The organism is Burkholderia paludis, from assembly GCF_000732615.1.
In the GTDB taxonomy this organism is placed as follows: domain Bacteria; phylum Pseudomonadota; class Gammaproteobacteria; order Burkholderiales; family Burkholderiaceae; genus Burkholderia; species Burkholderia paludis.
Genome location: NZ_JPGL01000081.1, coordinates 17,096 through 38,108 on the forward strand (window position 1 = coordinate 17,096; position 21,013 = coordinate 38,108).

General features: G+C 66.8%; 23 protein-coding genes and 1 tRNA gene. 18 read left to right on the forward strand and 6 right to left on the reverse strand.

Annotation, left to right across the window (positions count from 1 at the left end):
- The first annotated feature begins 1 nt into the window (after position 1).
- The 9 genes from lptC (at position 2) to GQ56_RS0134965 (ending at position 7,701) form a co-directional block, all read left to right on the forward strand.
- Positions 2-616, forward strand: coding sequence for an LPS export ABC transporter periplasmic protein LptC (gene lptC, locus GQ56_RS0134920; protein WP_031403060.1), 615 nt, complete (start codon positions 2-4; stop codon positions 614-616).
- A gap of 20 nt (positions 617-636) precedes the next feature.
- Positions 637-1,302, forward strand: a complete 666-nt coding sequence (gene lptA / locus GQ56_RS0134925; RefSeq protein WP_031403061.1) for a lipopolysaccharide transport periplasmic protein LptA — start codon at positions 637-639, stop codon at positions 1,300-1,302.
- Entirely contained in the window at positions 1,299-2,075 is a 777-nt protein-coding gene (lptB, locus tag GQ56_RS0134930; protein ID WP_021162599.1) for an LPS export ABC transporter ATP-binding protein, read from the forward strand. Before lptA ends, lptB begins: the two co-directional genes overlap by 4 nt.
- Before the next feature lie 160 nt (positions 2,076-2,235).
- Complete coding sequence (locus GQ56_RS0134935; RefSeq protein WP_031403062.1) at positions 2,236-3,738, forward strand: RNA polymerase factor sigma-54; 1,503 nt, start codon at positions 2,236-2,238, stop codon at positions 3,736-3,738.
- Positions 3,739-3,897: 159 nt separating this feature from the next.
- On the forward strand, positions 3,898-4,257 hold the full coding sequence (gene hpf, locus GQ56_RS0134940; protein WP_006477786.1) for a ribosome hibernation-promoting factor, HPF/YfiA family: 360 nt from the start codon (positions 3,898-3,900) through the stop codon (positions 4,255-4,257).
- 196 nt (positions 4,258-4,453) lie between these two features.
- Positions 4,454-4,966 carry a PTS sugar transporter subunit IIA gene (locus tag GQ56_RS0134950; protein WP_031403064.1) on the forward strand — a complete coding sequence of 171 codons (513 nt, stop codon included), beginning with the start codon at positions 4,454-4,456 and terminating at the stop codon, positions 4,964-4,966.
- Between the two features lie 117 nt (positions 4,967-5,083).
- Positions 5,084-6,052 carry an HPr(Ser) kinase/phosphatase gene (gene hprK / locus GQ56_RS0134955; protein ID WP_011353227.1) on the forward strand — a complete coding sequence of 323 codons (969 nt, stop codon included), beginning with the start codon at positions 5,084-5,086 and terminating at the stop codon, positions 6,050-6,052.
- Between the two features lie 75 nt (positions 6,053-6,127).
- Positions 6,128-7,036 (forward strand): RNase adapter RapZ, encoded by a 909-nt coding sequence (rapZ, locus tag GQ56_RS0134960; protein ID WP_031403065.1) that lies wholly within the window; start codon positions 6,128-6,130, stop codon positions 7,034-7,036.
- Between the two features lie 26 nt (positions 7,037-7,062).
- Entirely contained in the window at positions 7,063-7,701 is a 639-nt protein-coding gene (locus GQ56_RS0134965) for an LON peptidase substrate-binding domain-containing protein (RefSeq protein WP_031403066.1), read from the forward strand.
- A 211-nt stretch (positions 7,702-7,912) separates the two neighbouring features.
- Here GQ56_RS0134965 and mutY read toward each other — a convergent pair whose 3' ends face one another.
- Together mutY and mutM are read right to left on the reverse strand one after the other, a co-directional pair.
- Complete coding sequence (gene mutY, locus GQ56_RS0134970) at positions 7,913-9,019, reverse strand: A/G-specific adenine glycosylase (RefSeq protein WP_031403067.1); 1,107 nt, start codon at positions 9,017-9,019, stop codon at positions 7,913-7,915.
- A gap of 37 nt (positions 9,020-9,056) precedes the next feature.
- Positions 9,057-9,884, reverse strand: coding sequence for a bifunctional DNA-formamidopyrimidine glycosylase/DNA-(apurinic or apyrimidinic site) lyase (gene mutM / locus GQ56_RS0134975; protein ID WP_031403068.1), 828 nt, complete (start codon positions 9,882-9,884; stop codon positions 9,057-9,059).
- A gap of 86 nt (positions 9,885-9,970) precedes the next feature.
- On the opposite strand from mutM, the gene GQ56_RS0134980 reads away from it, so the two are divergent.
- The 8 genes from GQ56_RS0134980 to hisC all read left to right on the forward strand — a co-directional run bounded on the left by GQ56_RS0134980 (position 9,971) and on the right by hisC (position 17,111).
- Complete coding sequence (locus GQ56_RS0134980; protein ID WP_031403069.1) at positions 9,971-11,794, forward strand: tetratricopeptide repeat protein; 1,824 nt, start codon at positions 9,971-9,973, stop codon at positions 11,792-11,794.
- Positions 11,794-12,414, forward strand: coding sequence for a lipoprotein insertase outer membrane protein LolB (gene lolB, locus GQ56_RS0134985; protein WP_031403070.1), 621 nt, complete (start codon positions 11,794-11,796; stop codon positions 12,412-12,414). The genes GQ56_RS0134980 and lolB overlap by 1 nt, the downstream gene beginning before the upstream one ends.
- Positions 12,415-12,438: 24 nt before the next feature.
- Entirely contained in the window at positions 12,439-13,320 is an 882-nt protein-coding gene (ispE, locus tag GQ56_RS0134990; protein WP_031403071.1) for a 4-(cytidine 5'-diphospho)-2-C-methyl-D-erythritol kinase, read from the forward strand.
- A gap of 55 nt (positions 13,321-13,375) precedes the next feature.
- A tRNA-Gln gene (locus tag GQ56_RS0134995) sits at positions 13,376-13,452 on the forward strand.
- Positions 13,453-13,496: 44 nt separating this feature from the next.
- Entirely contained in the window at positions 13,497-14,459 is a 963-nt protein-coding gene (locus GQ56_RS0135000; protein WP_031403072.1) for a ribose-phosphate pyrophosphokinase, read from the forward strand.
- A 161-nt stretch (positions 14,460-14,620) separates the two neighbouring features.
- A complete protein-coding gene (locus GQ56_RS0135005; protein ID WP_031403073.1) occupies positions 14,621-15,223 on the forward strand; it encodes a 50S ribosomal protein L25/general stress protein Ctc in 603 nt (200 codons plus the stop codon).
- 107 nt (positions 15,224-15,330) lie between these two features.
- Complete coding sequence (gene pth, locus GQ56_RS0135010; protein ID WP_031403074.1) at positions 15,331-15,930, forward strand: aminoacyl-tRNA hydrolase; 600 nt, start codon at positions 15,331-15,333, stop codon at positions 15,928-15,930.
- Between the two features lie 113 nt (positions 15,931-16,043).
- Positions 16,044-17,111 (forward strand): histidinol-phosphate transaminase, encoded by a 1,068-nt coding sequence (gene hisC, locus GQ56_RS0135015; RefSeq protein ID WP_031403075.1) that lies wholly within the window; start codon positions 16,044-16,046, stop codon positions 17,109-17,111.
- An 84-nt stretch (positions 17,112-17,195) separates the two neighbouring features.
- On the opposite strand, the gene GQ56_RS0135020 is transcribed toward hisC, so the two are convergent.
- From GQ56_RS0135020 to rsmD, 3 genes are all read right to left on the reverse strand, one after another.
- A complete protein-coding gene (locus tag GQ56_RS0135020; RefSeq protein WP_031403076.1) occupies positions 17,196-17,462 on the reverse strand; it encodes a YfhL family 4Fe-4S dicluster ferredoxin in 267 nt (88 codons plus the stop codon).
- Between the two features lie 59 nt (positions 17,463-17,521).
- The gene (gene coaD / locus GQ56_RS0135025; RefSeq protein WP_031403077.1) at positions 17,522-18,019 is read right to left on the reverse strand and encodes a pantetheine-phosphate adenylyltransferase; all 498 of its coding nucleotides are present in this window, start codon (positions 18,017-18,019) and stop codon (positions 17,522-17,524) included.
- Positions 18,020-18,130: 111 nt separating this feature from the next.
- Entirely contained in the window at positions 18,131-18,745 is a 615-nt protein-coding gene (rsmD, locus tag GQ56_RS0135030) for a 16S rRNA (guanine(966)-N(2))-methyltransferase RsmD (RefSeq protein ID WP_031403078.1), read from the reverse strand.
- Positions 18,746-18,961: 216 nt separating this feature from the next.
- On the opposite strand from rsmD, the gene ftsY reads away from it, so the two are divergent.
- Positions 18,962-20,101, forward strand: coding sequence for a signal recognition particle-docking protein FtsY (gene ftsY / locus GQ56_RS0135035; RefSeq protein WP_031403079.1), 1,140 nt, complete (start codon positions 18,962-18,964; stop codon positions 20,099-20,101).
- Between the two features lie 87 nt (positions 20,102-20,188).
- On the opposite strand, the gene maiA is transcribed toward ftsY, so the two are convergent.
- Positions 20,189-20,833 (reverse strand): maleylacetoacetate isomerase, encoded by a 645-nt coding sequence (gene maiA, locus GQ56_RS0135040; protein ID WP_031403080.1) that lies wholly within the window; start codon positions 20,831-20,833, stop codon positions 20,189-20,191.
- Between the last annotated feature and the right edge of the window lie 180 nt (positions 20,834-21,013).

Here is a 21,013-nt window from a genome sequence, read left to right on the forward strand (position 1 = left end):
GATGAATACGCATTTCCGCTGGACCCAGTTGTTGCCGCTCGCCGCGGTCGCCGCGCTCGCGGGCATCACCTGGTGGCTGCTGCAGGCCACGTTGCCGCGGCCCGGCGAGGGCACCGTGCAGCCGAAGCGCCACACGCCGGACTATTTCGCGGACAACTTCTCGGTCACCGAGCTCGACCAGTCCGGCACGACCCAGTACCGGCTGACGGCCGCGAAGCTGATCCATTACGAAGACACCGAAAGCAGCGACCTGACCGATCCGGCCATGCGCGCATTCCAGCCCGGCAAGCCGGTCGTGACGACCACCTCGAAACGCGGCACCGTCAACGGTGACGTGTCGATCGTCGACTTGTACGACGACGCGCGCATCGTGCGCGCGGCCGGCGGCGGCGATCCGCAGATGCAGGCCGATTCCCAGCATTTCCGGATCTTCGTCAATGACGATGTGATCCAGACCGAAAAGCCGGTTAAACTTCAGCGCGGCCTGTCGCTCGTCAACGCGACCGACGGCATGAAGTACAACAACGTCACCCGGGTCATCGAGCTTTACGGCAACGTGCGCGGCACGATCGCCGCGACGGACACGTCCGGCGGCTCGAAAGGTCAACCCAAGTGACGCATCCCTCACGTGACTGCATGAACGAACCGTTCCCTCGACAGATTTCCGGCGGCGCTGCGCGCGCCGTCCGCGCCGCGCTTGCCGCGACGCTCGTGGCGCTCCCGCTGGTCGGGCTGGCGCCGCTCGCCCATGCCGAGAAGGCCGACCAGAACAAGCCGATCAACGTCGAGGCCGACAACCTGACCTATGACGACCTGAAGCAGGTCACGGTTGCCACCGGCAACGTCGTGATCACGAAGGGCACGATCATCATCAAGGGCGATCGCGTCGAAGTGCGCCAGGACCCGGAAGGCTATCAGTACGCGACCTCGTTCGGCAGCAGCAAGAAGCACGCGACGTTCCGCCAGAAGCGCGAAGGCCTCGACGAATACATCGACGGCGACGCCGAGCGCATCGACTACGACGGCAAGCAGGACCTGACCACGCTGACCACCGCCGCGACCGTGCGCCGCCTGCAGGGCACGTCGACCATCGCCGATACCGTGCACGGCAGCGTGATCACGTACGACGGCCAGCGCGACTTCTACACGGCGAAGGGCGGCAAGGACGTCGCCGCGCCGGGCAACCCGAACGGCCGCGTGCGCGCGATGCTGTCGCCGAAGAACGGCGGCCCCGCGCCGCTGAACGGCGCGCCGGCGAAGCTGTCGCCGGCGAGCGCGATCCAGGGGGCACCGGGCCAATGAACGCGCTCCCGAACCGCCAGCCGGCCGGCACCACGAGTTCGCTCGTCGTCCGCAACCTGAAGAAGCGCTACGGCTCGCGCACGGTCGTCAAGGACGTGTCGCTCGACGTGAAAAGCGGCGAGGTCGTCGGCCTGCTCGGCCCGAACGGCGCCGGCAAGACCACGTCGTTCTACATGATCGTCGGCCTCGTGCCGCTCGACGCGGGCGAGATCTCGCTGAACGGCAGCTCGATCAGCCTGCTGCCGATCCACAAGCGCGCGTCGCTCGGCCTGTCGTACCTGCCGCAGGAAGCGTCCGTGTTCCGCAAGCTGACCGTCGAGGAAAACATCCGCGCGGTGCTCGAGCTGCAGCACGGCGAAGACGGCAAGCGGCTGTCGAAAGACGCGATCGCGTCGCGCACCGAGGCGCTGCTCGACGAACTGCAGATCGGCCACCTGCGCGAAAACCCCGCGCTGTCGCTGTCGGGCGGCGAGCGGCGCCGCGTCGAAATCGCGCGTGCGCTCGCGACCAACCCGAACTTCATCCTGCTCGACGAACCGTTCGCCGGCGTCGACCCGATCGCGGTGCTCGAGATCCAGAAGATCGTCAAGTTCCTGAAGCAGCGCAACATCGGCGTTCTGATAACCGATCACAACGTCCGCGAAACGCTCGGCATCTGCGACCACGCATACATCATCAGCGACGGCTCGGTACTCGCCGCCGGCGCGCCGAGCGAAATCATCGAGAACGAAAGCGTACGCCGCGTGTACCTCGGCGAGCACTTCCGCATGTAACCCTCCTCGTGGCTGGTGCACCCCGCCCGGCATGGCCGCGAAGCGGGGCCGCGTCCCGCTTCGCGGCCATGCCCGCGGCCGGGCGGCGCGCCGCGCGTAATCGCGGATGGCTCAACGCGCCTGGGTCGTGGCAAACTGCCGGTATGACTCCCTCCTCGCCATGAAAGCCAGCCTTCAACTCCGCCTGTCGCAACACCTGGCGCTGACGCCCCAGCTGCAGCAGTCGATCCGGCTCCTGCAGTTGTCGACGCTCGAATTGCAGCAGGAAGTCGCGATGGCCGTCGCGCAGAACCCGCTGCTCGAGAACGACGACGAATGGATCGCGAGCCCGCTGCGTGTCGCAGCGGACGGTTCGCTGATCGCGCAGACGCCCCCCGCCCCGAACACCGAACCGGCCGCGACGAACAGCAGCACGTCGAGCGAGCGCGCCGAGCGCGACGAGCCGGCCGGCGCGGACGAATACGACGGCTATGCGTCCGGCGACGGCAACGACGGCCCGCAATGGAATCTCGACGAATTCGGCCGGTCGAGCGGCGCGTCCGACGACGACGACCTCCCGCCGCTGCAGGTGCAGGAAGCGGCGACGTCGCTGCGCGACCACCTGTCCGCGCAGTTGCGCGTCACGCAGGCCGGCCCGCGCGATCGCGCGCTCGTGATGTTCCTGATCGAATCGCTCGACGACGACGGCTACCTGACCGCCACGCTCGACGAAGTACTCGCCGACCTGCCGCCCGAGCTGGAGATCGACTGCGACGAGCTGAACGCCGCGCTCGCGCTGCTGCACAGCTTCGACCCGCCCGGGGTCGGCGCGCGCTCGGCCTCCGAATGCCTGAAGCTGCAGTTGCTGCGCCTCGATCCGTCCCCGACGCGCACGCTCGCGCTCGAGATCGTGTCGCAGCATCTCGAGCTGCTTGCCGCTCGCGACTTCACGCGCTTGCGCAAGCACCTGAAGGCGAGCGACGACGCGCTGCGCGACGCGCATACGCTGATCCGTTCGCTGGAGCCGTTCCCCGGCGCCGCGTACGGCAAGGCCGAGGCGGACTACGTCGTGCCCGACATCATCGTGAAGAAGGCCGGCCAGGGATGGCTCGCGGAGCTCAATCCGGAGGTCGTGCCGCGCCTGCGGATCAACAACCTGTACGCGAACATCCTGCGCAACAGCCGCGGCGATCCGTCGGCCGGTTCGCTCAAGCAACAGCTCCAGGAGGCGCGCTGGCTGATCAAAAACATCCAGCAGCGTTTCGACACGATCCTGCGTGTCGCACAGGCTATTGTCGAGCGTCAGAAGAATTTCTTTGCGCACGGCGAAATTGCCATGCGCCCCTTGGTTTTGCGGGAAATAGCTGATACGCTGGGCCTACACGAGTCGACTGTCAGCCGTGTGACAACCGGGAAGTACATGCTGACCCCCTTCGGGACGCTTGAATTTAAGTACTTCTTCGGATCTCACGTCTCGACCGACACCGGTGGCGCCGCCTCGTCGACCGCCATCCGAGCCCTGATCAAGCAACTGATAGGAGCTGAAGACCCAAAATCGCCGCTTTCGGACAGCCGCATTGCCGAGCTGCTGGCAGAACAGGGTTTCGTGGTCGCGCGCCGCACGGTTGCCAAATATCGCGAAGCCCTCAAGATCCCGGCAGTGAATCTGCGCAAGTCTCTTTAAGCCTGCTGCCTGCCCGGCGGCAGGCGTGTTCCGGCCACCGCGCATACGGGGAACAGGGCCGGGCGACTTGTCCGCGATATGCCGCCTCGTGCGGCACGGGCAGGTCGACCGGAGCGCCGCCACGATGCGGCCGGGTGGTCACTCGCTTGGAGAAGCACTATGAACCTGAAGATCAGTGGACATCATCTCGAAGTCACGCCTGCAATTCGCGAATACGTGATCACCAAGCTGGACCGGGTGCTACGGCATAGCGATCAGGTGATCGATGGCACTGTGATCCTCTCGGTCGACAACCACAAGGAAAAGGACAAGCAGCAGCGCGCGGAAATCAATCTGCATCTGAAGGGCAAGGACATCTTCGTCGAAAGCGCAAACGGCAACCTGTACGCGGCAATCGACTTGCTGATCGACAAGCTGGATCGCCAGGTCGTCAAGCACATGGAGCGCCTGCAAACGCATGCGCACGATCCGATCAAGCTTCAACCGTCGATCGACCAGATCGAACTGCCGCCGCAATAACCGTTACTGCAACACGTACGCCGCCCGGTTCGCCGGGCGTTTTTTTTGCGACTTCGCGCCGCGGTGCAACCGGTCCGACCGTGCCGCGCCACACACGCGGCTGTGCTCTATAATGTCCCGGTTATCGCCGGGGGGGCGTTGAGTGCGGTAGCTGCCTTGCAGGTTGCCGATTCCGAATGCCTTGATATCGCCGAACATGGAAAATCAGTCTGCCGCCGCAAGGAGACCCCAGGCCGTCCAATCGCCTGCCAACATGAATCGCCTAGCCAAAATCCTGCCCATAGAGAACGTCGTCATCGACCTCTCGGTCACCAGCAAGAAACGCGTGTTCGAACAAGCCGGGCTGATGTTCGAGAATCAGAACGGCATCGCCCGCAGCACCGTCACGGACAACCTGTTCGCGCGCGAGCGCCTCGGCTCGACCGGCCTCGGCGAAGGCGTCGCGATTCCGCACGGGCGCATCAAGGGTCTCAAGCACCCGCTCGCCGCGTTCGTCCGGCTCTCCGACGCGATCCCCTTCGAGGCGCCCGACGGCCAGCCCGTCGGCCTCCTGATTTTCCTGCTCGTGCCCGAGCAAGCCACTCAGCAGCACCTCGAGATCCTGTCGGAAATCGCCCAGTTGCTGTCCGATCGCGACGCCCGCGAGCGTCTGCACAACGAAACGGATGTCGCCGAGTTGCATCGCCTGCTCACTCAGTGGCAACCTTGAGTTGATCCGGGCGGAATTTTTCCGGTACGAGGCGGCACGCGCCGCCGTCCAGGGCCGCCCGGCATGGCGACGTCCGGCGCCGCACGCCTGCGCCGGCCCATTGGAGTGACGAAAGTCATGGATACGTCCAGCATCAACGCCCAGAGCATCTTCGACGACAACGCGGCCACGCTGAAACTGAGCTGGCTGACGGGGCATGAAGGCTGGGAACGCGGCTTCTCCGCCGACACGGTCGGCAATGCGACCTCGAGCGCCGACCTCGTCGGCCACCTGAACCTGATCCATCCGAACCGGATCCAGGTGCTCGGCGAAGCCGAAATCGACTACTACCAGCGCCAGACCGACGAAGACCGCTCGCGCCACATGGCCGAGCTGATCGCGCTCGAACCGCCGTTCCTCGTCGTCGCCGGCGGTGCCGCGGCGCCGCCCGAACTCGTGCTGCGCTGCACGCGCTCGTCGACCCCGCTGTTCACGACGCCGATGTCGGCCGCCGCTGTGATCGACAGCCTGCGGCTCTACATGTCGCGCATCCTCGCGCCGCGCGCGACGCTGCACGGCGTCTTCATCGACATCCTCGGGATGGGCGTGCTGCTGACCGGCGATTCCGGCCTGGGCAAGAGCGAGCTCGGCCTCGAGCTGATCAGCCGCGGCCACGGCCTCGTCGCCGACGATGCGGTCGATTTCGTCCGACTCGGCCCCGATTTCGTCGAAGGGCGCTGCCCGCCGCTGCTGCAGAACCTGCTCGAAGTGCGCGGCCTCGGCCTGCTCGACATCAAGACGATCTTCGGCGAAACCGCGGTGCGGCGGAAAATGAAGCTGAAGCTGATCGTCCAGCTCGTGCGGCGCCCCGACGGCGAATTCCAGCGCCTGCCGCTCGAAAGCCAGACCGTCGACGTGCTCGGCCTGCCGATCAGCAAGGTCACGATCCAGGTTGCGGCCGGCCGCAACCTCGCGGTGCTCGTCGAGGCCGCCGTCCGGAACACGATCCTGCAGTTGCGCGGAATCGACACGTTGCGGGATTTCATGGATCGGCAACGACTCGCGATGCAAGATCCCGACAGTCAGTTCCCCGGCAAGCTGGTCTAACCCGCACGCGCCGGCCACGCCGCGCCGACGCGTCGAGCCGGTGCTATGATGAAACGTCAGGATTCACTGCTTCCCATGCGCATCGTCCTTATCACCGGCATCTCCGGCTCAGGCAAATCCGTCGCGCTGAACGCGCTCGAAGACGCAGGCTATTACTGCGTCGACAACCTGCCGCCGCGTGTGCTCCCCGAACTCGCCCGCTACCTCGCCGCCGAGGGCCAGCATCGGCTCGCGGTCGCGATCGACGCACGCTCGAGCGCGTCGCTCGACGAAATGCCCGGCCTGATCCGCGATCTGTCGCGCGAACACGACGTTCGCGTACTGTTCCTCAACGCGAGCACCCAGGCGCTGATCCAGCGCTTCTCCGAAACGCGCCGCCGCCATCCGCTGTCCGGTTCGCTGTCGCACGATGCCGACGTCGGCCTGCTGTCGTCGCTCGAGGAAGCGATCGAGCGCGAACGCCACCTCGTCGCGCCGCTGGCCGAATTCGGCCACCAGATCGACACGAGCACGCTGCGCGCCAACGTGCTGCGCACCTGGGTCAAGCGCTTCATCGAACAGAAGAGCAACGACCTGATGGTGATGTTCGAGTCGTTCGGCTTCAAGCGCGGCGTGCCGCTCGACGCCGACCTGATGTTCGACGTGCGCGCGCTGCCGAACCCGTACTACGACCACGAGTTGCGCCCGCTCACCGGGCTCGACCAGCCGGTCATCGCCTTTCTCGACGCATTGCCGATCGTCCACCAGATGATCGACGACATCCAAGCGTTCCTGATGAAATGGCTGCCGCACTTCCGCGATGACAACCGCAGCTACCTGACCGTCGCCATCGGCTGCACGGGCGGGCAGCATCGTTCGGTGTTCATCGCCGAAACGCTCGCCGCGCGCCTTGCGCACGAGGCGAACGTGATCGTGCGGCATCGTGACGCGCCAGTGGATGTCGACGCGTCGTCGCGGCTTGTCTCCGAGGTCGACCGACCCTAGCGACGCCCACCCACCGCCCGCGCGCCATGTCCTCCCTATCGACCACCCTGATCGACCTGCCGCTGTTTCCGCTGCACACGGTGCTGTTTCCGGGAGGGCTGCTCCCGCTCAAGGTGTTCGAGGCGCGCTATCTCGACATGTCGCGCGCGTGCCTGCGCGACGACGCGCCGTTCGGCGTGTGCCTGCTCAAGAGCGGGCCCGAGGTCGCCCAGGACGGCGCCGTGTCGGTGCCCGAGACGATCGGCTGCATGGCGCGCATCACCGAGTGCGATACCGGCGAATTCGGGATGCTGTACCTGCAGGCGGTCGGCACGCAGCGCTTCGAACTGCTGTCGTATCGCGTCGAAGGCAACGGGCTGCTGGTTGGCATTGCGGAGCCGCTGCCCGACGACATCCCGCTCGAAGGCGAGCAGACGCTCGCGCAGTTCGGCTCGTGCGCCGAAGTGCTCGAGCGCATCATCGACGCGCTGAAGAAATCGGAACCGGCAGGCAAGCTGCCGTTCGGCGAACCGTTCCGTCTCGACGATCCGAGCTGGGTGTCGAACCGCCTCGCGGAATTGCTGCCGCTCGACCTGCGCGCGCGGCAGAAGCTGATGGAGTTTCCCGACGTCGGCGCACGCATCGACGCCGTGCACCACGTGCTCGACCGGCACGGCTGGCTGTAAGGGCCCGGCCAATACGCGCGAGCCCCTCGGAGGCATCCGTCACGCAACTGCCTGCCGGGTGAAAAAGCGGCAGGACCCGGCACGTTCCCGGGCGGCTCCGGATCGGCCGCGTCGCGTCGGACCGCCGGGCAGGCCGCCCTTCGGCGTCACCAGTCTTCGGCGCTCCGGCGCCCTCCTCTCCTGAAAACGCGCTCCGGCCGTGCGCCCTTCGTTACAGCAGCGGCCCGCTCAGCGCATCGAGCAGCTTGCGCACCGGCGCCGGCACACCGTACGCATCGAGCCGGCTCAACGGCACCCACGCGGTGTCGGCCTCGCGCGCGCCGGCCGGCAGACCGCCACCGTCGGCCATGTCGCTCAGCCGCGGCTCGATCTCGAGCCGGAAATGCGTGAACGTGTGCGTGAACGGCGCGAGCGGCACCGTGCCGCCGCCGCCGAAACCGCGCGCGAGTTCCGCGAGCGCCGCGTCGCCGTCCGCTTGCGGCAGGCTCCACAACCCGCCCCAGATGCCGGTCGGCGGCCGCCGCTCGAGCAGCACGGCGTCGCCGTCGCGCAGCACGAGCATCCACGTCCTGCGCGTCGGCACGGCTTTCTTCGGCCGCGCGGCGGGCAGTTCGCGCTGGCGGCCCGTCGACTGCGCGACGCAGTCGCCCGCGAACGGGCAACGCGTGCAATCGGGCTTGCCGCGCATGCACAGCGTCGCGCCGAGATCCATCAGCCCCTGCGTATACGCACTCACGTCGGCCGCGTTCGCGGCGTCGGGCAGCAGCGATTCGGCGAGCGCCCACATGTCGTTCTCGACGCGCTTCTCGCCCGGAAAGCCCTCGACGCCGAACACCCGCGCAAGCACGCGTTTCACGTTGCCGTCGAGGATCGTCGCGCGCGCGCCGTAAGCGAACGACGCGATCGCCGCAGCCGTCGAGCGCCCGATCCCGGGCAGCTCGGCCAGGGCCTCGGGCGTCGCCGGAAATGCACCGCAATGCTCGGCGACGACAACCTGCGCACACCGGTGCAGGTTGCGCGCCCGCGAGTAGTAGCCGAGGCCGGCCCACAGCGCCATCACGTCGTCGCTCGGCGCGGCCGCGAGCGCGGCGACGTCGGGGTAGCGTTCGAGAAAGCGCGTGTAATACGGAATGACGGTCGACACCTGCGTCTGCTGCAGCATGATTTCCGACAGCCAGATCCGGTACGGATCGCGGGTGTTTTGCCATGGCAGGTCGTGGCGGCCGTGTTCGCGCTGCCATGCGACCAGGCGCGCGGCAAACGTGCGGTGCAGCGGTGTGACGGGAAACGGAGCGGGGGCGATGCGGGGCGGCTTCAAGTTATCTGGTCGTGGGAAGAGGGTTCAACGCAAGGAGTCAACGCTGGCAGGTCGGGCAGAAATAGGTCGACCGCTGGCCCTGCACGATCTGGCGGATCGGCGTGCCGCATACGCGGCATGGCTGGCCGGCCCGGTCGTAGACGAAGCAGTCGAGCTGGAAGTAGCCGCTTTCGCCGTTGCTGCCGACAAAATCGCGCAACGTGCTGCCACCGCGCTCGATCGCATCGGCCAGCGTCGCGCGCACCGCGTCGGCCAGCCGCTCGTAGCGGGGCAGCGAGACCTTGCCGGCAGCGGTCGTCGGCCGGATGCCGGCGCGAAACAGGCTCTCCGACGCATAGATGTTGCCGACGCCGACGACCATGTCGCCCGCGAGCAGCGCCTGCTTGACCGAGACGGTGCGGCCGCGCGTCCGCGCATGCAGCAGCGCCCCGGTAAACGCCGGCGAGAACGGCTCGACGCCGAGGCTCGCGAGGAGCGGATGCGCATGGACGTCGCCCGCTTCGCGCGGGTGCCACAGCACCGCGCCGAAGCGGCGCGGATCGCGGAAGCGCAGCACGAACTCGTCGAAGATCCAGTCGATGTGGTCGTGCTTCGCGGCGGCCGGCACGCCGGCCGCGGGCAGCACGCGCAGCGTGCCCGTCATGCCGAGATGGACGATGAACCAGCCCGCGTCGACCTCGAACAGCAGGTACTTGCCGCGGCGCTCGACGCCGAGCACCTCGCGTGTGCGCAACTGGTCGGCGAGCCCGGCCGGCACCGGCCAGCGCAGCATCCCAGTACGGACGTCGACACGCTCGACGCGACGGCCCGCGACAAAGGGCTCGATGCCCCGGCGCGTAACTTCGACTTCTGGCAACTCTGGCATGCTTTGCGGGTCTCAGACTGGATTCACGATCGTGCCTGTATTGTAGCGAGCGCGTTACAATCGGTTGAAACATCGAACGGATTTCCATGACCCTGCCCTCGAAGCTGCTTCAGAAGCGCCCCGCCGCCGAGCGCGGCGTGCGTGCCTTCCCGGTCCGCCGTGCGCTCGGCGCCGCGCTGTTTGCCGCCTGGACCCTCACCGCCTTTCCGGCTCACGCACAGGATCCGGGATCGGACGACGCGGATCCGCAGGGCGCGTTCGAGCACGTGATGGCGGACGAGAAGAAAGATCTCCCCAGCGTGCCGCTGACGAGCCAGATCGTCTACCAGGTGCTCGCCGCCGAGGTTGCGCTCCAGCGCAACCAGCCCGCGCCCGCTTACCAGACCTATCTCGCCCTTGCCCGCGACACGCGCGATCCGCGCATGGCGCAGCGGGCGACCGAAATCGCGCTCAGCGCGCAGAGCCCGGCCGACGCGCTGTCCGCCGCCAACCTGTGGCGCCAGTACGCGCCGGATTCGAACCGGGCGTCGCAGGTCGATGCCGCGCTGCTGGTGCTCGCCGGCAAGCCGGCCGATGCGCAGCCGATGCTCGCGCGCGAGCTGGCCCGCGCGACCGGCGAGACGCGCGGCCCGGCGATCCTCGCACTGCAGGCGCTGCTCGTGCGCGGCCCCGACCGCGTCGGCGGCCTCGCGGTGCTGAAGGACATGCTGAAGAACGACCTGAGCCGGCCCGAGGCGCAGCTCGCGATCGCGCGGCAGCAGCTCGCGGTCGACGACAAGGACGGCGCCGCTCAATCGCTCAAGCAGGCGCTGCAGATCCGCCCCGACTACCTGCCGGCGGCCCTGATGCTGTCGCAGATGGGCCCGGCGGAACGCGCGGCGGGCATCGCGTCGTTCGAGAAGTACGTCCAGCAGAATCCGAAGTCGCGCGACGCACGGCTCGCGCTGTCGCAGCTCTATCTCGCCGACGATCGCCTCGACGACGCGCAGAAGCAGTTCGAGACGATGCGCAAGCTCGACTCGAAGGATCCGACGCCGCTGATGGCGCTCGCGCTGATCAAGATCCAGCAGAAGAAGCTCGACGAAGCGACCGCCTTCCTGAAACAGTACGTGCAGCTCGGCACCAAGCAGCCGAACCTCGATGTCGGCCAGGGCTACATCTACCTCGCGCAGATCGCGATCGACCAGGACAACGACGCGCAGGCGTCGCAGTGGCTCGACAAGGTCGACCAGACGAGCCAGCACTATCTCCCCGCGCAGATCACGCGCGCGCAGCTGCTGCAGAAACAGGGCAAGACCGACGAGGCGCGCAAGGTGCTCGACGATCTGCCGATCTCGGATCCGCGCGACGCGGCCGTGGTGGCACGCACCGACGCGTCGATCCTGTTCACCGCGAAGCGCTATCCGGAAGCCGAGGCCCGGCTCGGGCAGGCAGTCGAGGATTTCCCCGACGATCCCGACCTGCGCTACGACTACGCGATGGCGGCCGAAAAAACCGGCCACTACGCGACGATGGAAAAGCAGTTGCGCGAGTTGATCCGCACGCAGCCCGACAATCCGCAGGCGTACAACGCGCTCGGCTATTCGCTCGCCGACCGCAACCAGCGGCTGCCCGAGGCCAGCAAGCTGATCGACAAGGCGATGGCGCTCGCGCCGAACGACGCCTACATCATGGACAGCCTCGGCTGGGTGAAGTACCGGATGGGCGACGCGGCCGGCGCGGCGAAGATCCTGCGGCGCGCGTACGACCTGCAGCCGAACGCCGAAATCGGCGCGCATCTCGGCGAAGTGCTGTGGAAGAGCGGCGCGCAGGACGACGCACGCTCCGCGTGGCGCGATGCGCAAAAGCTCGAGCCCGACAACGAAACGCTCGTGCAGACGCTGAAACGCTTCCAGGTCAACGGCCTCTGATGCAGATGTTCCCGACGTTTTCCCTGTCCTTTCGCGCACGGCGCACGCTGGCCGCGGCCGGCGCGGCGCTCGCGCTCGCCGGCTGCGCGAGCACGCCGCCGTCGGCAAGCGTGCCGGCGGGTGCGGCGCTGCAGACCGCCGCGACGCACGCTTACCACGGCCGCTTCGCGGTGCGGTACGACGACAGCCTCGGCAAGCCGCAGAACGTGTACGGCAACTTCGACTGGCAGGAGCACGGCGACGACGTGTCGCTCGAGCTGCGCAGCCCGCTCGGCCAGACGCTCGCCGTGGTGAGGTCGACGCCGCAGGCCGCGTCGCTCGAATTGCCGAATCGTCCGACGCAATATGCGCCGGACGTCGGCGACCTGATGCAGAAAACGCTCGGCTTCGCGTTGCCGCTCGAGGGCCTGCGCTACTGGCTGCTGCCGACGCCCGCGCCCGCGACACCGGCGGAAACCGTGCGCGACCCGGCCGACGACACACACGTCACGCAGATTCGGCAGGACGGCTGGACGATCGACTACCTTGCCTACGCGGATGCCCCGGCCACGGGCGTCAAACGCGTCAACCTCGTGCGTGCGACACCGCCGCTCGACATCAAGCTCGTGCTCGATCAGTGAGCACGCGCGCCTAGTGACATACGCATGACCGATTCGACCCGAACGCTGCGCAACTGCCTTGCGCCCGCGAAACTCAACCTGTTCCTGCACATCACCGGCCGCCGTCCGAACGGCTATCACGATCTGCAAAGCGTGTTCCAGTTGCTGAACTGGGGTGACACGCTGCACTTCACGCTACGCGACGACGGTCGCGTAGCACGCGTCACCGACGTGCCCGGCGTGCCGGAGGAAAGCGATCTCGTCGTGCGTGCAGCCAATCTGCTGAAAGCCCACACGGGCAGCGCGCACGGCGTCGACATCGAGATCGACAAGCGCCTGCCGATGGGCGCCGGCCTCGGCGGCGGCAGCTCGGACGCGGCAACGACGCTGCTCGCGCTGAACCGCCTGTGGCAACTCGATCTGCCGCGCGCGGAACTCCAGTCGCTCGCGGTAAAACTCGGCGCCGACGTCCCGTTTTTTATTTTCGGAAAAAATGCGTTCGCAGAGGGTATCGGAGAAGAATTAGCTGAGGTACAATTGCCGACTCGCTGGTTCTTGGTTGTGACACCACGTGTTCATGTCCCGACCGCTGAAATATTTTCAGATGAGTTGTTGACAAGAGATTCGAAGCGCGTCACAATTACGGACTTTCTTGCACAGCAAAACAGCGACGCGGGATGGCCAGACAGCTTCGGCCGGAACGATATGCAGCAAGTTGTGACAAGTAAGTACGCGGAAGTTGCGCAGGTGGTCAAATGGATGTATGATGTGACCCCCGCGAGGATGACCGGCTCCGGAGCAAGCGTGTTTGCAGCGTTTCGCAGCAAGCATGAGGCAGAAGCGGCGCAAGCCAAGCTGCCCACCGGTTGGAATGGTGCAGTTACCGAGAGCCTGAACGAGCATCCACTCTTCGCTTTCGCGTCATGAAGTTTTACTTTGCCGGATGGCCTACACGAGTCCGGTGAAGTTATCAGTTAAGTGTAGGGGAGTCGCCAAGTTGGTCAAGGCACCGGATTTTGATTCCGGCATGCGAGGGTTCGAGTCCTTCCTCCCCTGCCAAAAATTTTCCCGCATTTCCCGCCCAAGCCCGAAGCAGGTGCACGATGAGCAGCCACAGCCATGATGGCCTGATGGTCTTTACTGGTAACGCGAATCCCGCGCTCGCCCAGGAAGTCGTCAATATCCTTGGAATCCCCCTCGGCAAAGCAATGGTCAGCCGTTTCTCCGACGGCGAGATTCAGGTCGAGATCCAGGAAAACGTGCGCGGCAAGGACGTCTTCGTCCTGCAATCCACGTGTGCGCCGACGAACGACAACCTGATGGAACTGATGATCATGGTCGATGCGCTCAAGCGCGCATCCGCAGGCCGGATCACCGCTGCCATCCCCTACTTCGGCTACGCCCGCCAGGATCGCCGCCCGCGTTCGGCGCGCGTCGCGATCTCGGCGAAGGTCGTCGCGAACATGCTGGAAATCGCCGGCGTCGAGCGGATCATCACGATGGATCTGCACGCCGACCAGATTCAAGGCTTCTTCGACATCCCGGTCGACAACATCTACGCTACACCGATCCTGCTGGGCGACCTGCGCAAGCAGAACTACTCGGATCTGCTCGTCGTGTCGCCGGACGTCGGCGGCGTGGTTCGCGCCCGGGCGCTCGCGAAGCAGCTCAACTGCGATCTCGCGATCATCGACAAGCGTCGTCCGAAGGCGAACGTCGCCGAAGTGATGAACATCATCGGTGAAGTCGAAGGCCGCACCTGCGTGATCATGGACGACATGGTCGATACGGCCGGCACGCTCTGCAAGGCCGCGCAAGTGCTGAAGGACCGCGGTGCGAAGCAGGTGTTCGCTTATGCGACGCACCCGGTGCTGTCCGGCGGCGCCGCCGACCGCATCGCCGCATCGGCACTCGACGAGCTGGTCGTCACCGATACGATCCCGCTGTCGGCCGAATCGCTGGGTTGCTCGAAGATCCGCTCGCTGACGAGCGCGAGCCTGCTGGCCGAGACGTTCTCGCGGATCCGCCGCGGCGATTCGGTGATGTCGCTGTTCGCGGAATCCTGATCGCGGGTCGACACGACAAAGCATGCGCAGAAAGCGAAGCGGCAACGCTTCGCTTTTTGCACAATCGGACGGGATAGACGAAACCCCGTCCGCTTTATCTGGGGCTGCAGTTCGGCGGCCCCGTTTTACTGCCTGGTCGCGGGCAGCCATTGGAGAATCACATGAAAGTCGTCGCTTTCGAGCGCCAACAGCAAGGTACGGGTGCGAGCCGCCGCCTGCGCAACGCCGGTAAGACCACGGGTATCGTTTACGGTGGCGAAGCAGCCCCGCAAAAGATCGAACTCGATCACAACGCCCTGTGGCACGCCCTGAAGAAGGAAGCCTTCCACTCGTCGATCCTCGACCTCGAAGTGGCCGGCCAGTCGCAACAGGTTCTGCTGCGCGACGTGCAATACCACCCGTTCAAGCAACTGGTGCTGCACGTGGACTTCCAGCGCGTTGACGCGAAGAAGAAGCTGCACACCAAGGTGCCGCTGCACTTCCTGAACGCTGAAGCCAGCCCGGCCGTGAAGCTGTCGAGCGCGATCGTGTCGCACGTCGCGACGGAAATCGAAATCGAGTGCCTGCCGGCTGCCCTGCCGGAGTTCCTCGAAGTCGACCTGTCGAAGATCGAAGCCGGTCAATCGCTGCACGCGAAGGACATCACGCTGCCGAACGGCGTCGCGCTGGTTGCGCACGTCGACGCGGAAAACCCGGTTGTCGCATCGGCGACGGTCCCGGCTGGCGCCGTGTCGGACGCAGCAGGCGAAACGCCGGCTGCCTAAGCGCTCCATCGATCCGTTTCACGAAACGGTCGACGCAACCCGCCGCGGCTCGCCCGGCGGGTTTTTCTTTTTCTGCGCCCAGGCGGCAGCGCCGCCTTCGAAACGTCATGATCAAACTGATCGTCGGCCTCGGCAATCCCGGGGCGGAATACACCGCGACGCGCCATAACGCCGGTTTCTGGCTGATCGACCAGCTCGCCCGCGAAGCCGGCACGACGCTGCGCGACGAACGCCGTTTCCACGGCTTCTACGCGAAAGCGCGCCTGCACGGCGAGGAAGTCCACCTGCTCGAGCCGCAAACGTACATGAACCGCTCCGGCCAGTCGGTCGTCGCGCTCGCCCAGTTCTTCAAGATCCTGCCCGACCAGATCCTCGTCGCGCACGACGAGCTGGACCTGCCGCCCGGCACCGTGAAGCTGAAGCTCGGCGGCGGCAGCGGCGGCCACAACGGCCTCAAGGACATCACCGCGCACCTGTCGTCGCAGCAATACTGGCGGCTGCGGATCGGCATCGGCCATCCGCGCGACCTGATTCCGGAAAGCGCGCGCGCCGGCGCGAAGCCCGATGTCGCGAACTTCGTGCTGAAGCCGCCGCGCCGCGAGGAACAGGACGTGATCGACGCATCGATCGAGCGCGCGCTCGCCGTGATGCCGATGGTCGTCAAGGGCGAACTCGACCGCGCGACGATGCAGCTGCATCGCAGCTGACCGCACCGCGCACCGGCACGGTGCAACGAGCCGTCCGGCGCCGCCGGGCGGCCCCGCCCACCGCGACGCGCACATGCGGTAATCTGGCTGCTTTGCCCGACAGGAGCCAAGCGGTGAGCCGTTACTGGAGCGACGTCGTTCAGCAACTCGTGCCTTACGTGCCGGGCGAACAGCCCGTGCTCGCGCACCCCGTCAAGCTGAACACCAACGAAAATCCCTATCCGCCGTCGCCGCGCGTCGTCGCGGCGATCGCGCGCGAACTCGGCGCGACCGGCGACACGCTGCGCCGCTACCCCGACCCGGTCGCACGCGCATTGCGCGAAACGGTCGCCGCCCATCACCGCATCAGGCCCGAACAGGTATTCGCCGGCAACGGCTCCGACGAGGTGCTCGCGCACGCGTTCCAGGCGCTGCTCAAGCACGACCGGCCGCTGCGCTTTCCCGACATCACGTACAGCTTCTATCCGACCTATGCACGCCTGTACGGCGTCGAGACGACGATCGTGCCGCTCGCGGACGACTTCTCGATCCGAGTCGACGACTATCTCGACGATGCCGGCGGCGTACTGTTCCCGAACCCGAACGCGCCGACCGGGCGGGCGCTGCCGCTCGCCGACGTCGAGCGGATCGTGGCCGCGAATCCGTCGTCGGTCGTCGTGATCGACGAAGCCTATGTCGATTTCGGCGCGCAGTCCGCGATTGCGCTGATCGACCGCTACCCGAATCTGCTCGTTGTGCACACGACGTCGAAGGCGCGCTCGCTCGCGGGCATGCGCGTCGGCTTCGCGTTCGGCGATGCGGCGCTGATCGATGCGCTGAACCGCGTCAAGGACAGCTTCAACTCCTATCCGCTCGACCGGCTCGCACAGGTCGCCGCGCAGGCCGCGTATGAGGACGTCGACTATTTCGGCGCGACCTGCCGGCGCGTGATCGACAGCCGGACGCGGCTCACGCACGCGCTCGCTGCGCTCGGCTTCGACGTCGTGCCGTCGGCCGCGAATTTCGTGTTCGCGCGCCATCCCGCGCGCGATGCGGGTGCGATCGCGGCGAAACTGAAGGAACGGGAAATTTTCGTGCGGCACTTCCGGCTGCCGCGGATCGACCAGCACCTGCGCATCACGGTCGGCACCGACGCCGAATGCGATGCGCTCGTCGCGGCGTTGCGCGACATGCCGGGCTGAAACGAAAGGACAGGCGCCGAACGGCGCCGGCATGCAACCGGCGCGCGCGCGCCGACCGGCGAAAGCGCGCGCTTTACCGGGAGGTCACGACGCGCCGTCGCCCTTCCCGGCGGTCAACGCGTGATACTTCTGCATCAACTGCGCGTGCGATTCGTCATGCTGCGGATCGCGCGGAATGCATTCGACCGGACACACCTGCTGGCACTGCGGTTCGTCGAAGTGGCCGACGCACTCGGTGCACTTGTTCGCGTCGATCACGTAGATGTCCGGGCCCATCGAAATCGCGCCGTTCGGGCACTCGGGCTCGCACACGTCGCAATTGATGCACTCGTCGGTAATCATCAAAGCCATACTGATCTCACTTCTTCAGGCCGGCGGCCGGCTTCGCGACGAAACCGGCCGGCGCCGCGTCACGCGGCAGGGCCTCCCATCGCGGCGACTTTCTCGGTCAGCCATTTCTCGACGGACGGGAACACGAACTTGCTGACATCGCCGCCCAACTGTGCGATTTCGCGCACGATCGTCCCCGAGATGAACTGGTACTGGTCGGACGGCGTCATGAACATCGTCTCGACGTCGGGCAACAGATAGCGGTTCATCCCCGCCATCTGGAACTCATACTCGAAATCGGACACGGCGCGCAGGCCGCGCACGATCACGCGCGCGTTGTTGGTGCGGACGAAATCCTTCAGGAGGCCGGTGAAGCTCATCACCTTCACGTTCGGATAATGGCCGAGCACCTCGTTCGCAATCGTCAGACGTTCTTCCAGCGAGAAGAACGGCTTTTTCGCACGACTGTCGGCGACGCCGACCACCAGCGTATCAAAAATGCTCGACGCACGCCGCACGAGGTCTTCGTGCCCGCGCGTCAGCGGATCGAACGTACCGGGATACACGGCGACTACCATGTCGCTCCTCCTGTCATCACGCAAACGGGATGGCAGCCGTGCCATGCGCACGCGACTGCCGAGATGGGCATGCGTCGCCTTTGCGGCGCGCCGCCTCGTATGGAACGCGCATTATTCATCATTTTCGCGCCGCAGCAAATGAAAGTGAACCGCACCGGCCTTGCCGTGCTTCACGACCTGCCAGCCGGCGAGCGCGTCGTGCGCGGCCGGGACGAGTTCCGCCCCCGTCTCGACGTACAGCGCGCCGCCCGCCGCGACGAGCGGCGTCGCCAGCGCGATCGCGCGCTCGAGCACGGCCGGATCGCCGAACGGCGGATCGAGAAACACGACGTCGAACGCGCCTGGCGTGAGCCCGGCCGCGAGCCGCAGCGCGTCGGCCTCGGCGACCTCGACCGCACGCGCGCCGAGCTTGTCCTTGATCGTACGCAGTTGCTGCGCGGCGCGCGGATGGCGCTCGACCATCACGACGCCTGCCGCGCCGCGCGACGCGGCCTCGAAACCGAGCGCGCCGGTGCCCGCGAACAGGTCGAGGCAGCGTCGGCCTTCGAGATCCTGACCGAGCCAGTTGAACAGCGTCTCGCGCACGCGATCCGGCGTCGGCCGCAGGCCGTCGAGATCGAGCACGGCGAGCGGCGTGCGTTTCCAGTCACCGCCGATGATGCGGATCGTGTGCGGCTTGCCGCGGCCAGGAGGGGCCGCCGGGCGGCCGGAAGAGGAACGGGACATACGGAATATCGACAACGGAGGGACCGGGCGCGCGCGGGGGCGCGCCGCCAAACAGGCGCACGTTACCACAGCGGCGGCGCACACTGGCACGAGCGTCACGCCGCACTGATAAAATGCACGGTTTCGGCCGCCGTGCGCCGCGTCCGCGCGAACGCAGAACGGCCCGTCCGGCGCCCCGCCCCTGGCGGCGGCCCGCTCTCTTCCCGACGTCAGACCATGTTCAGCTTCTTCAAACGATTCAAGAAAACGCAGGAGCCCGATCCGGCGGAATTGCCGTCGGCCGACGCGCCGCAAACGGACCAGCCGTCCGAGACGCCGCCCGCGGCCGACGCGCCGCAGGCGCCGGCGCAACCGGCCGCGCCGGCCGTCGTGATGACGGTCACGCCGACCAACGACGGCCGCGACGAAGTCGTCGAGACGGTCGAAATCGTCCCGCCGCCGCTGCAGGACGCAACCGAGAAGAAATCGTGGCTCGCACGCCTGAAAACAGGGCTCGCGAAGACGGGTTCGAGCATCACCGGCGTATTCGTCAACACGAAAATCGACGAGGACCTGTACGAGGAGCTCGAAACGGCGCTGCTGATGTCCGACGCCGGCGTCGATGCGACCGAGTACCTGCTCGGCGCGCTGCGCGAGAAGGTGCGCGCGGGCCGCCTCACCGATCCGCAGCAGGTGAAGGGCGCGCTGCACGACCTGCTCGTCGAGCTGCTGACGCCGCTCGAGAAATCGCTGATGCTCGGCCGCGCCCAGCCGCTCGTGATGATGATCGCCGGCGTCAACGGCGCGGGCAAGACGACCAGCATCGGCAAGCTCGCGAAACATCTGCAAAGCTTCGACCAGTCGGTATTGCTGGCCGCGGGCGACACGTTCCGCGCGGCCGCGCGCGAACAGCTGGTGGTCTGGGGCGAGCGCAACAACGTGACGGTCGTGCAGCAGGAAAGCGGCGATCCGGCCGCGGTGATCTTCGACGCGGTCAGCGCCGCGCGCGCGCGCAAGATCGACGTGATGATGGCCGACACGGCCGGCCGCCTGCCGACGCAGCTTCACCTGATGGAAGAGCTGAAGAAGGTGAAACGCGTGATCTCGAAGGCGCACGACGGCGCGCCGCACGAGGTGCTGCTGGTGATCGACGCGAACACCGGGCAGAACGCGCTCACGCAGGTGAAGGCGTTCGACGACGCGCTCGGCCTCACCGGCCTCATCGTCACGAAGCTCGACGGCACCGCGAAGGGCGGGATTCTCGCGGCGATCGCGCGGCAGCGCCCGGTGCCCGTCTACTTCATCGGCGTCGGCGAGAAGGTCGAGGATCTGCAGCCGTTCAGCGCCGTGGAATTCGCGGACGCGCTGCTCGGCTGAACGCCGCCGGCATGCATCGCGCGGGGCGCCTTCGGGCGCCCTTTTTCATGCGCGCCCGGGATCGTGCATGCTCCGGGCGCGCCGCGCTCATTCGGCGTCGGGCTGCACGCCGGGCTCGGCCGCCTTGAACGCGTCGAGCGCCGACGCATGGTCGACGATCCGCTGGATCGTCGGATAGCGCGTGGTATCGATCGAGAAGCGGTTGGCATTGAACACCTGCGGCACCAGGCACACGTCGGCAAGCGTCGGCGTGTCGCCGAAGCACAGCTTGCCGGTGCGCGGGTCGTTCGCGAGACGCGTCTCGAGCGTCGCGAAGCCGGCCTCGATCCAGTGCCGGTACCACGCGGTCTTCGCCTCCTCCGACACCTGCAGCGTGTGCTTCAGGTACTTCAGCACGCGCAGGTTGTTGAGCGGATGGATTTCGCACGCGACCTGCAGCGCGACCGCGCGCACATATGCGCGATCGACCGGCAGCTTCGGCAGCAGCGCGGGCTCGGGATGGGTTTCCTCGAGATATTCGATGATCGCGAGCGACTGCTGCAGCGTCGCGTCGCCGTCGGCCAGCGTCGGCACGACCGCGTCCGGATTCAGCGCGCGGTACGCGTCCTTCAGTTGTTCTCCGCCGTCGCGCAGCATGTGCACGGGAACGTAGTCGAACGGCAGCCGCTTCAGGTTCAGGGCGATCCGCACACGGTACGACGCGGAACTGCGGAAATAGCTGTAGAGCTTCATGGGATGTCTCTCTTGGTCGTATTCGGCCGGCAACGGCACGGGCGCGGCACCGCCGGGAACCAGAGTGTAGCGCGCGCGATGCGCGGCGGCGCTTGCGCCGGCCGCACCCGTGCGATACTCGGGCATTCCTCACCGCTCACCGCGCGGCCCGATGCCGGCCGCCCGCCCCACGCCCCGATG

What these genes read in the sequence shown, in the direction of transcription:
- lptC (WP_031403060.1), top strand. Translation starts at nt 2, where the DNA reads ATGAATACGCATTTCCGCTGGACCCAGTTGTTGCCGCTCGCCGCGGTC.
- lptA (WP_031403061.1), top strand. Translation starts at nt 637, where the DNA reads ATGAACGAACCGTTCCCTCGACAGATTTCCGGCGGCGCTGCGCGCGCC.
- lptB (WP_021162599.1), top strand. Translation starts at nt 1,299, where the DNA reads ATGAACGCGCTCCCGAACCGCCAGCCGGCCGGCACCACGAGTTCGCTC.
- GQ56_RS0134935 (WP_031403062.1), top strand. Translation starts at nt 2,236, where the DNA reads ATGAAAGCCAGCCTTCAACTCCGCCTGTCGCAACACCTGGCGCTGACG.
- hpf (WP_006477786.1), top strand. Translation starts at nt 3,898, where the DNA reads ATGAACCTGAAGATCAGTGGACATCATCTCGAAGTCACGCCTGCAATT.
- GQ56_RS0134950 (WP_031403064.1), top strand. Translation starts at nt 4,454, where the DNA reads ATGGAAAATCAGTCTGCCGCCGCAAGGAGACCCCAGGCCGTCCAATCG.
- hprK (WP_011353227.1), top strand. Translation starts at nt 5,084, where the DNA reads ATGGATACGTCCAGCATCAACGCCCAGAGCATCTTCGACGACAACGCG.
- rapZ (WP_031403065.1), top strand. Translation starts at nt 6,128, where the DNA reads ATGCGCATCGTCCTTATCACCGGCATCTCCGGCTCAGGCAAATCCGTC.
- GQ56_RS0134965 (WP_031403066.1), top strand. Translation starts at nt 7,063, where the DNA reads ATGTCCTCCCTATCGACCACCCTGATCGACCTGCCGCTGTTTCCGCTG.
- mutM (WP_031403068.1), bottom strand. Translation starts at nt 9,884, where the DNA reads ATGCCAGAGTTGCCAGAAGTCGAAGTTACGCGCCGGGGCATCGAGCCC.
- GQ56_RS0134980 (WP_031403069.1), top strand. Translation starts at nt 9,971, where the DNA reads ATGACCCTGCCCTCGAAGCTGCTTCAGAAGCGCCCCGCCGCCGAGCGC.
- lolB (WP_031403070.1), top strand. Translation starts at nt 11,794, where the DNA reads ATGCAGATGTTCCCGACGTTTTCCCTGTCCTTTCGCGCACGGCGCACG.
- ispE (WP_031403071.1), top strand. Translation starts at nt 12,439, where the DNA reads ATGACCGATTCGACCCGAACGCTGCGCAACTGCCTTGCGCCCGCGAAA.
- GQ56_RS0135000 (WP_031403072.1), top strand. Translation starts at nt 13,497, where the DNA reads ATGAGCAGCCACAGCCATGATGGCCTGATGGTCTTTACTGGTAACGCG.
- GQ56_RS0135005 (WP_031403073.1), top strand. Translation starts at nt 14,621, where the DNA reads ATGAAAGTCGTCGCTTTCGAGCGCCAACAGCAAGGTACGGGTGCGAGC.
- pth (WP_031403074.1), top strand. Translation starts at nt 15,331, where the DNA reads ATGATCAAACTGATCGTCGGCCTCGGCAATCCCGGGGCGGAATACACC.
- GQ56_RS0135020 (WP_031403076.1), bottom strand. Translation starts at nt 17,462, where the DNA reads ATGGCTTTGATGATTACCGACGAGTGCATCAATTGCGACGTGTGCGAG.
- coaD (WP_031403077.1), bottom strand. Translation starts at nt 18,019, where the DNA reads ATGGTAGTCGCCGTGTATCCCGGTACGTTCGATCCGCTGACGCGCGGG.
- rsmD (WP_031403078.1), bottom strand. Translation starts at nt 18,745, where the DNA reads ATGTCCCGTTCCTCTTCCGGCCGCCCGGCGGCCCCTCCTGGCCGCGGC.
- ftsY (WP_031403079.1), top strand. Translation starts at nt 18,962, where the DNA reads ATGTTCAGCTTCTTCAAACGATTCAAGAAAACGCAGGAGCCCGATCCG.
- maiA (WP_031403080.1), bottom strand. Translation starts at nt 20,833, where the DNA reads ATGAAGCTCTACAGCTATTTCCGCAGTTCCGCGTCGTACCGTGTGCGG.